12 protein-coding genes are annotated in these 10,107 nt (G+C 65.7%); 4 read left to right on the top strand and 8 right to left on the bottom strand.

The annotated features are described in order from the left end of the window. The 3 genes from secY to map all read left to right on the top strand — a co-directional run. On the top strand, window positions 1–862 hold an 862-nt coding region (gene secY / locus Q0627_RS01225; protein WP_298807250.1), incomplete at its 5' end, for a preprotein translocase subunit SecY. Further along, window positions 859–1,407, top strand: coding sequence for an adenylate kinase (locus Q0627_RS01220; protein ID WP_291019522.1), 549 nt, complete (start codon window positions 859–861; stop codon window positions 1,405–1,407). The genes secY and Q0627_RS01220, both read left to right, overlap by 4 nt. 3 nt (window positions 1,408–1,410) lie before the next feature. Then, window positions 1,411–2,202: a type I methionyl aminopeptidase gene (map, locus tag Q0627_RS01215; RefSeq protein ID WP_291019524.1), complete on the top strand. Its 792-nt coding sequence runs from the start codon at window positions 1,411–1,413 to the stop codon at window positions 2,200–2,202. A 224-nt stretch (window positions 2,203–2,426) separates the two neighbouring features. On the opposite strand, the gene fdhD is transcribed toward map, so the two are convergent. From fdhD to Q0627_RS01175, 8 genes are all read right to left on the bottom strand, one after another. After that, window positions 2,427–3,293, bottom strand: a complete 867-nt coding sequence (gene fdhD / locus Q0627_RS01210; protein ID WP_291019526.1) for a formate dehydrogenase accessory sulfurtransferase FdhD — start codon at window positions 3,291–3,293, stop codon at window positions 2,427–2,429. A 20-nt stretch (window positions 3,294–3,313) separates the two neighbouring features. Continuing rightward, window positions 3,314–3,769 carry a D-aminoacyl-tRNA deacylase gene (gene dtd / locus Q0627_RS01205; RefSeq protein ID WP_291019529.1) on the bottom strand — a complete coding sequence of 152 codons (456 nt, stop codon included), beginning with the start codon at window positions 3,767–3,769 and terminating at the stop codon, window positions 3,314–3,316. Window positions 3,770–3,860: 91 nt separating this feature from the next. Then, the gene (locus tag Q0627_RS01200; RefSeq protein WP_291019532.1) at window positions 3,861–5,216 is read right to left on the bottom strand and encodes an LLM class flavin-dependent oxidoreductase; all 1,356 of its coding nucleotides are present in this window, start codon (window positions 5,214–5,216) and stop codon (window positions 3,861–3,863) included. 254 nt (window positions 5,217–5,470) lie between these two features. Next, entirely contained in the window at window positions 5,471–6,244 is a 774-nt protein-coding gene (locus Q0627_RS01195) for an ABC transporter ATP-binding protein (RefSeq protein WP_291019535.1), read from the bottom strand. Next, entirely contained in the window at window positions 6,220–7,068 is an 849-nt protein-coding gene (locus Q0627_RS01190; protein WP_291019669.1) for an ABC transporter permease, read from the bottom strand. The genes Q0627_RS01195 and Q0627_RS01190 overlap by 25 nt, the downstream gene beginning before the upstream one ends. 44 nt (window positions 7,069–7,112) lie before the next feature. Continuing rightward, window positions 7,113–8,225, bottom strand: coding sequence for an ABC transporter substrate-binding protein (locus tag Q0627_RS01185; protein WP_291019538.1), 1,113 nt, complete (start codon window positions 8,223–8,225; stop codon window positions 7,113–7,115). 161 nt (window positions 8,226–8,386) lie between these two features. Further along, complete coding sequence (locus Q0627_RS01180; protein ID WP_291019540.1) at window positions 8,387–9,100, bottom strand: SIMPL domain-containing protein; 714 nt, start codon at window positions 9,098–9,100, stop codon at window positions 8,387–8,389. A gap of 95 nt (window positions 9,101–9,195) precedes the next feature. After that, window positions 9,196–9,588: a phage holin family protein gene (locus Q0627_RS01175; protein ID WP_291019542.1), complete on the bottom strand. Its 393-nt coding sequence runs from the start codon at window positions 9,586–9,588 to the stop codon at window positions 9,196–9,198. Window positions 9,589–9,901: 313 nt separating this feature from the next. On the opposite strand from Q0627_RS01175, the gene infA reads away from it, so the two are divergent. Beyond that, the coding region (gene infA, locus Q0627_RS01170) for a translation initiation factor IF-1 (protein ID WP_298807239.1) at window positions 9,902–10,107 on the top strand (206 nt) is incomplete at its 3' end.

Here is a 10,107-nt window from a genome sequence, read left to right as displayed (position 1 = left end):
CGACGAGTCGGTGTTCGCGCTGACGATCGTCGTGCTCGTCATGACCGCGGGCGCCTGCGTCGTCATGTGGATGGGTGAGCTCATCACCGAGCGCGGCGTCGGCAACGGCATGTCGCTGCTGATCTTCGCCGGTATCTCCGCCCGCATCCCCTCCGAGGGCAAAGCCATCCTCGACCAGCGCGGCGCACTCGCATTCTCGCTCGTGTGCGTGGCCGCCCTCGTCATCATCGCCGGTGTCGTGTTCGTTGAGCAGGGCCAGCGCCGCATCCCGGTGCAATACGCCAAGCGCATGGTGGGCCGCAAGATGTACGGCGGATCGTCGACGTATCTGCCGCTCAAGGTCAACCAGGCCGGCGTCATCCCGGTGATCTTCGCGTCGTCGTTGCTGTATCTGCCGCAGCTCATCCTCCAGCTCACCGCCGGGTCCAACGACACGTCGGGCTGGAAGAAGTTCATGAACGACTATCTGACGGATCCGACCAGCTGGTCGCACATCCTGCTGTACTTCGCGATGATCATCTTCTTCACGTACTTCTACGTGGCCGTCACCTTCAACCCCGAAGAGCGTGCCGACGACATGAAGAAGTACGGCGGATTCATCCCGGGTATCCGTCCCGGCCAGCCCACCGCCGACTACCTCGGCTATGTGCTGAGCCGAATCACCCTGCCCGGTTCGATCTACCTCGGTATCATCGCCGTGTTGCCCAACGTCTTCCTCGACATGAGCAGTGGCGGTTCGGCCAGCGGACTGAACTTCTTCGGCGGCACCGCGGTGCTGATCATGGTCGGTGTCGGATTGGACACGATGAAGCAGGTCAACAGTCAATTGATGCAACGGAAGTACGAAGGGTTCCTCAAGTGAGACTTGTTATTCTCGGTCCGCCCGGAGCGGGCAAAGGCACACAGGCAGAGCTGCTCAGCGAGGCTCTCGGGATCCCGCACATCTCCACCGGTGATCTGTTCCGCGCCAATATCTCGCAGGGCACTCCGGTGGGTATCGAGGCCAAGAAGTACCTCGACGCAGGCAACCTCGTGCCGTCGGAGATCACCGTCGACATGGTGCGTGCCCGGCTCGCCGAGCCCGACGCCGTCAAGGGCTTCCTGCTCGACGGTTTTCCCCGGTCCACCGGGCAGGCCGACGCGCTCGTCGAGATCCTCACCAACCTCGACGAGACCCTCAACGGGGTGCTGTCGCTCGAGGTCGACGCCGACGTGGTGGTCGAGCGGATGCTGGCCCGTGGCCGCGCCGATGACACCGAGGAAGTGATCCGCAACCGCCTCTCGGTGTACGCCACCGAGACCGCGCCGCTGCTGGAGTACTACGCCGGGCACATCATGGCCATCAACGCCGTCGGAGACGTGCAAGAGGTGCATCAGCGGATTCTCGGCGCGCTCGGCGACAACTGAGCCGTGTTGCGCAGGACAAAGAAGAAGGTCCCGTTTCGCACCGCCGCCGAAGTCGACGCGATGGCGGCGGCCGGTGCGATCGTCGGGGCAGCACTGGTCGCGGTGCGTGAGGCGGCCACACCAGGGATGTCGACCCTCGACCTCGATGAGATCGCCGAAACGGTGATCCGCGAGGCGGGGGCCGTCCCGTCTTTCAAGGGCTATCACGGATTTCCCGGCTCCATCTGCAGCTCCGTGAACGAGGTGGTGGTGCACGGCATCCCCACCAAGGACACCGTCCTCGCCGACGGCGACCTCGTGTCCATCGACTGCGGCGCCATCCTCGACGGCTGGCACGGCGACTCGGCCTGGACCTTCGGTATCGGTGAGATCTCGCAGGCCGATTCGGATCTGAGCGAGGCCACCCGGCTCACGCTCGACGCCGGAATCGCGGCGATGGTCGATGGTGCCCGGCTCACCGACATCTCCCACGCTTTGGAGAAGGCCACTCGTGCGGCCGAGGTGAAGTTCGGCCGCGGGTTCGGCATCGTCTCCGGGTACGGCGGGCACGGCATCGGCCGCGAAATGCACCTGGACCCATTCCTGGCGAACGAGGGCAAACCCAATCGTGGGCCGTTGCTGGTGATCGGCTCCACCCTCGCTATCGAACCGATGCTCACGTTGGGGACCACCGAAACGTCGGTACTCGGCGATGATTGGACCGTCGTCACCGACGACGGGTCGCGGGCGGCGCACTGGGAGCACACGGTTGTCGTGACCGGGGACGGGCCGCGGATTCTCACCACGCGGCCGTAGGCGCTTCGTTTCGCGGTGGTCCGGTCATGCGCGGATTGTCACCGGACCCTTCGTGACCTTCGCTCCTTCGTCGCTTCAGCCTCAGGGATCAAGAGGTTTGGTTGTTTTGGTGTCGGGGTTGAAGAGGTTTGGTTGCCTTGGTGTCGGGATAGGTGGTCGTTTGTTCGTCGCGGCCGGGCATCTTGATCCCTGAGGAGGGTCGCGCGAGCTTGCGAGCCGACTCGTCACGAAGGGTCCGGCGACGTGAGGCTCTCAACGTTGTTCGCGGACAGTCTGTCGGGGCGGGTGTAGGCGACGAGGGAGTCGCCGCGGACGAAGCCCAGGAGGGTGAGGCCGGAGTCGTCGGCGAGATCGGCGGCCAGCGACGATGGGGCGGATACCGCCGACAGCATCGGGATTCCTGCCATCACCGCTTTCTGTACCAGTTCGAAACTCGCCCGCCCGGATACCTGCAGGATGTGACCGCGCAGCGGCAGTAGCCCCTGGGTGAGGGCCCAGCCGATCACCTTGTCGACGGCATTGTGCCGACCCACATCCTCGCGGACGACGACGAGTTCGCCGGTGCGGCCGTCGAACAGGGCCGCCGCGTGCAGGCCGCCGGTCTTGTCGAAGACGCTCTGGTGATCGCGTAGCCGGGCGGGGAACTCCAGGAGAGCAGCGACGGAGATGGTCAGTGGGTCGTCGGCGACACCGAACGACGACCGGATCGCGATCGCGTCGATGCTGTCCTTGCCGCACACCCCGCAAGCGCTGGTGGTGGTGAAACTCCGGGCCAGTTCGGGGGCGGGGGGAGCCACGTGCGCGGCGAGGACGATGTCGAGGACGTTGTAGGTGTTGGCGCCGTCGGCGCCGGTTCCGGCACAGTAGCGGGCCGTGACCAGATCGTCGGCTCCGGTCAGCACGCCCTCGGAGACGAGGAAACCGGCGGCGAGCTCGACGTCGTTGCCCGGGGTGCGCATTGTCACCACCAACGACTTGCCGCCGACCCGGATTTCCAGTGGTTCCTCCACCGCGAGGGTGTCGGGGCGCGCCACGGTATGCCCGTCACCCCGGATGCGGGTGACGCGGCGTCGGGTGGTGATACGGCCCATGGGTTTACGCTAGCGCCGTATCAGCGCGGATCGGTGTCCAGGATGAGGGTGACCGGGCCGTCGTTGACCAGCGACACGTGCATGTGGGCGCCGAAGCGTCCGGTGGCGACAGTGGCCCCGAACGACCGTAGCGCGTCGACGACGGCGTCGACGAGGGGTTCGGCGATCGGTCCGGGGGCGGCGGCGTTCCACGACGGGCGTCGGCCCTTGGCGGTGTTCGCGTACAGGGTGAACTGGCTGATCACCAGGATCGGCGCACCGACGTCGGCCGCGGACAGTTCCCGATCCGGCCCGGGCAGAATACGTAGCCGCCAGATCTTGTCGGCCAGCTTCGCGGCATCATCGGCGGTGTCGTCATGGGTGACGCCGACGAGCACGACGAGGCCGTGTTCGTCGGCGCCTATGTCCAGGGCTCCGACCACTTCGCCGTCGACGGTGACGCTTGCCTGGCTGACTCGCTGGACGACTGCTCGCATCGATCCAGCATGCCAGTCCCGCTACGCGGCCGTGCGCGCGGTGGACGGCAATGAACGGTCAGGGTCTGGGAACCGGCGTGGTCGGTGCCGATCAACTGGCGTTCTGCGCTGACGCCTGCCGGACCGCGAACTGGTTCTCCGGCCGGGGCAGACCGAGATGATCGCGCAGCGTCGTGCCGGTGTATTCGGTGCGGAACAGGCCGCGGCGCTGCAGGATCGGGACTACGTGCTCGGTGAAGTCCGTGAGCCCACCCGGATAGTAGGGCGGCATCACGTTGAAACCGTCGGCCGCGCCCTGGGTGAACCATTCTTCGATGGTGTCGGCGATCTGCTCCGGGGTGCCGGCGAATACGCGGTGGCCGCGCGCCCCGGCCAGTCGGTGCAGGAGCCTGCGGACCGTCGGGCGTTCCTTGGCGACGATCTCGGCGACCACCTGTTTGCGGCTGCGCTTGTTGTCGGTGACGTTGCCGGCCTCGCCGAAGGCGTCGAGGGGGACCGGTGCGTCGAGGTCCAGGGCCGACAGGTCGACGTCGGCGAGGCCGCGAATCTGGTTGAGACCGTAGGCGGGTACGGTGAGTTCGTTGAACTCGTTCTCGAGTTCCTTTGCCGCGGTTTCGGTGTCGCCGATGAAGGGGCTCAGGCCGGGCAGGATCTTGATGTGATCGGGATTGCGGCCCAATGCCTTTGCCTGTGCCTTGATGTCTGAGTAGAAGGCCTGCGCGTTGGACAGCGACTGGTGTGCGGTGAAGATGGCCTCGGCGTAGCGGGCGGCGAAGGCACGGCCGTCGTTGGATGCGCCCGCCTGCACCAACACCGGATAACCCTGCGGAGAGCGTGGCGCGTTGAAAGCGCCACGGACGGTGAGGTGTTCGCCGACGAACTCGGCTCGGTGGATCTTGCCGGTGTCGGCATAGCGGCCGTTGTCGCGATCCAGGAGAACGGCATCGTCCTCCCACGAATCCCACAACCGGGTGGCGGTGTCGACGAACTCGGCCGCCCGCTTGTAACGGGACACCGGGTCGGGATGTGCAGTGAGACCGAAGTTTTCGGCCGCGGCATCGGTGGAGGTGGTGACGATGTTCCAGCCCGCCCGGCCCTTGGAAATGAAGTCCAGGGTCGAGAACAGGCGCGCCAGGTTGTATGGCTCGTAGTAGGTGGTGGAGGCGGTGGCGATCAGCCCGATGCGTTCGGTGGCCGCGGCGATCGCGCCGAGAACGGTGATCGGTTCGAGGCGGCCGGCGGTGCTGTAGGCGGCCTCGCTGCGCAGGGCCGGGCCGTCGGCGAAGAATACGGCGTCGAAAAGTGCTGCCTCGGCTGCCTTTCCGATTTCCTGGTAGTAGTCGGCGTCGAAGACACGGTGCGGTTGGCTGCGCGGGTGCCGCCACGCGGCCTCGTGGTGGCCGGCGGGGTAGATGAAGGCGTTCAGATGGAGTTGTCGGGTGGACATGGGTGTGTTCCTTCTGTTCTGGGGTGGATGCGTCAGGTGTCGAAAGGTCGCCGGACCCAACGCGTCCCTTGCTCCTTCGTCGCGTCGGCCTCAGGGATCAAGGTGCGTGGTTGTGTCTTTGTTGCGTGGGCCTCGGGGTCAAGGTGTGTCTTGTGTCTTTTGGGCGCGGTGAGATTCTTGATCCCTGAGGAGCTGTCGCGCGAGCTTGCGAGCCGACCGCGTCTCGAAGGGTCCGGTGACCTATCGCTGGTTACTCAATGCGCTGCGACGTCGACGCCGAGGGCGGCCAGGAGGGCCTCGCGGTGGGCGACGAACTCCGGGTCGCGCAGGGAGCGTCGGGGGCCGAGGGAATCGAGGCTGCGGTCGGCGACGAAGCGGCCGTTGTCCAGGACGAGGACCCGGTCGGCGAGGGTGATCGCCTCGTCGACGTCGTGGGTGACCAGCAGCACGCCGGGCCGGTACTTGCTGCACAGCTCGCGCAGCAGGCCGTGCATGCGGATGCGGGTGAGGGCGTCGAGCGCTCCGAACGGCTCGTCGGCAAGCAGCAACTCGGGCTGGCGCACAAGCGATCTGGCCAGCGCCACACGTTGCTGTTCGCCACCGGAGAGTTCGGTGGGCCAGGCCCGTTCGCGGCCTGCGAGTCCGACGTCGGCGAGCGCGGTGCGGCCGGCCTCTGCGGCGTCACGACCGGACAGACCCAGGGTGACGTTGGGCAGCACCCGCGACCACGGGAGCAGGCGCGAATCCTGAAACACCACAGACGAATTGCGGGCGACGAACAGATCGCCGGTGCCATCGACGCCGACGTCGAGTCCGGCGACCGCACGTAGCAGCGTGGACTTGCCACTGCCGCTGCGCCCGAGCAACGCCACGAACTCGCCGCGCCCGATGGTCAGGTCGATGCCGTCGAGGACCGTGCGGTCGCCGAACCGGCGGGTGAGCTTGTCGGCCACCAGAACCGGCTCGGCAGACGATGATTTCTGTTGCAGCTCAGGTGAATCGATCAGCTGCCCAATGACCGGCGCCATACCAGTGCCCTCCGTTCGATGAGACGTACCAGGGTGTCGCTGAGAAGTCCGAACACGCCGTACACGACGAGCCCGACGACGACGATGTCGAGTTGCCCGTAGGTACGGGCCTGATCCATCAGATAGCCGATGCCCTTGGTGGCGTTGATCTGTTCCACCACGACCAGGGCCAGCCAGGATGTGGTGACCGCCAGCCGCAGTCCGGTGAAGAAGCCGGGAATTGCGCCGGGCAGAGCGACCCGCCGGATGAACTCCAGACGCGAAAGCCCAACCGTCTGAGCGAGTTCGACGTGCCGCAGGTCGACACCCCGCAGCTGGGCGTGGGTGTTGATGTAGATCGGGATCAGCACCGCCAGCGCGATGATGGTGATCTTCATCGTGTCGCCGATGCCGAACCACATGATCGCCAGCGGGATGATGGCCAGGGTGGGGATCGCGCGTTTGATCTGCACCGGGCCGTCGAGCAGCGCCTCACCGAGTCGGCTCAGGCCGGCGGCCAGCGCCATCACCAGGCCGGCGACCACACCGATCACCAGCGAGATGCTCGCGAGTCTCAGTGAGGCCAGGATGTTTTCGGGCAACCGTCCGTCGGACCACAGATCTGCGGCCGTCGACCCGATCACCCACGGGGCGGGCAGAGTGCGTTCATCGATGAACCCGGTGGCCGATCCGAGGAACCAGATCGACACCAGCACAGCCGGTCCTAGCAGCCAGCCGCCGGGAATCGGCTTTCCGGGGCCGAGCCTGCGCCGCGGTGCGGTGCCACGGTGTTCGAGATGTGGGTAGCCGGCCGACGATTCGGTCCGGACCTGCGGCGTCGTCACCGGTGCCGCATGCCTGCCGAGTCTCCTCGACGGTGCCGCGGTGGTCACTGGATCTTCTCCGATCCGCGGCTGATGCCGGTCTCGGATACGGCCTGCTCGATGACGGGAGCGAAGCGGAGGTCGAAATCGTCGGACGCCTTGACCTTCTTCGGCAGCTGACCGGCCTTGTCGAGCACGTCGATGGTGCCCTGCTGACGGGCGATCAGGGCGTCATCGAGTTTGGGGAAACCGGTGGTTCCGGTGCTGCGCAGGATGCGCCAGCCGTCGTCGGCGGTGACGTTCTGATTCTTGACATAGTAGGCGTCGATCCAGGCCGCGGGATTCTTGTTGGCCCAGTCATACGCCTTGATGATGACGCCCTCGAGGTGGCGCAGTGCGGCGGATTTGGCTGTGTCGGTGAGGGATTCGCCGCGCGCGTAGATATAGGACAGGCCCTCGCTGATCTGGCCGACGCTCTTGGGATCGACGAACGACGCACCGTCGCGTCCGAAGTCACGCAGGTAGCGGGTCAGCCGGGGCTCATTGAGCGGAGCGATGTCCACTTGATTGGCGCCGAGTGCATCGGAGAATTCCGCGAGTTTGAGTTTGACCAGCGTCACGTCGCTGACCTTGAGCCCGGCGTTGTCGATGGCCCGTAGCACCGCGGCCTGCTGGGCCGTGCCCTCGGCGTAAGCGATCTTCTTGCCGCGCAGGTCGGCGGCGGTCGGCACCTTTGACTTCGGTGCGGTGGCAAGCGAATACGTGTCGACGCCGGTCTGCAGCGCCAGGATGATCGGTACCTTCTGGTCGGTGAGCTGCGCATGTATCGGCGGCACATCGCCCACACCGGCGACGTCGGCGGTGCCGGCGCGGAATGCCTCCAGGACCGCCGGACCGCCGGTGAAGTTCGCGTACTCCAGCTTGTAGGGGAGGTCCTTGTCCAGACCCGATGCGGCCAACAGGGTTTGGTACTTGTTCTGCTGATCGGCCCAGACGATCTTGGTTCCGGCGGGGATCTCGGTGGGCAGTTCTTTGCTGAGATCGACCTCGCCGTCGTCGGAGGATCCGCAGGCGGTCAGGATCAACGCGATGATCGCGACCAGTGTGGTCAGGACCCACCGGCCGGCGGACAGGGTTTTCCGGCTCTTGCGCACGGCACGTACTCGCTTCGAAGTCATGGAACAGCGGGGTTCCGTCGATTGGTTGCTCGCGCAAGGGTGCCAATTCGGGAAGCCGTGCCCAATGGTTTGATTCGGTGTGATGATTAGTCACACCGACGCGGGTGAACGTGCAAAGCGGTTGTCGCAGCAGATATTTCTTAACTCACTGCAAAGCAGAACTACTTGAGGGAGAACGACACCGTGACGGTGAAGGTGAGCGTCTGCTCGCCGGGGGAGATGGGCACCGATGCGTCGCCCGCGCTCTCGCGGGCGTACGTCTTGGGCGACGCACTGCTGACCTGCTCGTCGATGGACAGCACCGGACCGAGATCGTCCTTGGCCAGCGATGCGTACTGCTGCGCCCGGGTGCGGGCATCGGTGAAGGCACGGGTACGGGCCTGCTTGAGGAGATCGGCGTCGTCGTCGATGGACAGGCCGACGCTGTTGATGCGGGTGTTGTTGCCACCGGCATTGACCGCCGCGGTGAGCGCGTTCGAGGCCGCGCCGACGTCGCGGACCTTGATGGTGAGTGTGTTGGTGGCGGTGTAACCGCCGATCCCCGACGCCTGGCCGGGGTCGGGGCGGGTGTAGCGCGGGGACAGCGACACCTGCTGGGTCTGCACGTCCTCCTTCTTGACGCCGGCTTTGACGACGGCGTCGGTGACGGCCTTGATCTTGGTGTTGGCCTCGTTCAGCGCCGTCGACACGTCGTCACCTTCGGCTTCGACGCCGACCACAGCGGTCACTGTGTCGGGGACGCCGGTGGCCTCACCGGTACCGATGACCGTGACCTTGCGCGGCTCGCCACCGCTCGGACCGTCGTCGCCACATCCGGCGAGCAGTCCCGCGGTCAGAAGCGGAAGCAGAACGAGGGCACGGCGACGCGTGGTCATGAGGCTCCTTCGGCAGATGCGGACACAACAATCCGGAACTCAGGTGCCACGGGCCTGGCTCCTGAGTTCCGGACAGATCGCTGTCATCGGTCGGCTCAGCGCCACGGGTCTTCCTTGAGTGTGATGTCGAGGATCCAACCGACGATCGAGACGACGATGGCACCGAGGATCGCGGCCCAGAAGAAGGACTCCACCTCCAGGCCCCAGTGCGTGGTGTTGCGGGTGATCCAGGCCGTGAGTTCGAGCATCAGCGCGTTGATAGCGATGTGGATCAGGCCGATGGTGAGGATGTACAGCGGGATCGCGAACAACTGCACGACGGGTTTGATCACCGCGTTGACCAGGCCGAAGATAATCGCCACGAACGCGGCGATCCCGATCTTCTCCCACGTCTGGTCGCCGCCGATGAAGTCGATGCCGGGCACGATCAACGTGGCGATCCACAGGGTGAACGCGGTCAGTGCGGTGCGCACCAGAAACTGCTGCATGCGCCAAGTCTGCCAGGTGACGACCGTGGTGTGCCGCCGATGCCGTCAACCGGCGGATGCAGTGGCAATCGTCCGACGCCTGCCACTGCCGACGTGCCTGGATCGGTGCATTTGGACTGGTTGCCAGGGAGGCGTAGCATGGAACGTCGGTGCGCGTCGCGTGCCCGTTTTTTGCGTGTCATTGCTCCGGCGATCGCGTAGGGCCCGGGGAGTGCACCACGATGACCTCCGGTGACGGAGTGTCATCACCGTAACGGATAGACAAGGATTCAACCGGGCTTGCGGGCAATCGCAGGCCAGGATCGCGGAGGATATGGCGAAGAAAGACGGGGCCATCGAGGTCGAGGGACGTGTTGTCGAGCCTCTGCCCAATGCGATGTTCCGCATTGAGCTGGAGAACGGACACAAGGTCCTCGCCCACATCAGCGGCAAGATGCGGCAGCACTACATCCGCATCCTGCCGGAGGATCGGGTGGTCGTTGAGCTTTCGCCCTACGACCTCGGACGTGGCCGAATCGT

The sequence above is a fragment of the uncultured Gordonia sp. genome (assembly GCF_937858515.1).
GTDB lineage: Bacteria > Actinomycetota > Actinomycetes > Mycobacteriales > Mycobacteriaceae > Gordonia.
Note: the sequence above shows the minus strand (reverse complement) of the source record. Positions and strands in the feature narration are given on the sequence as shown.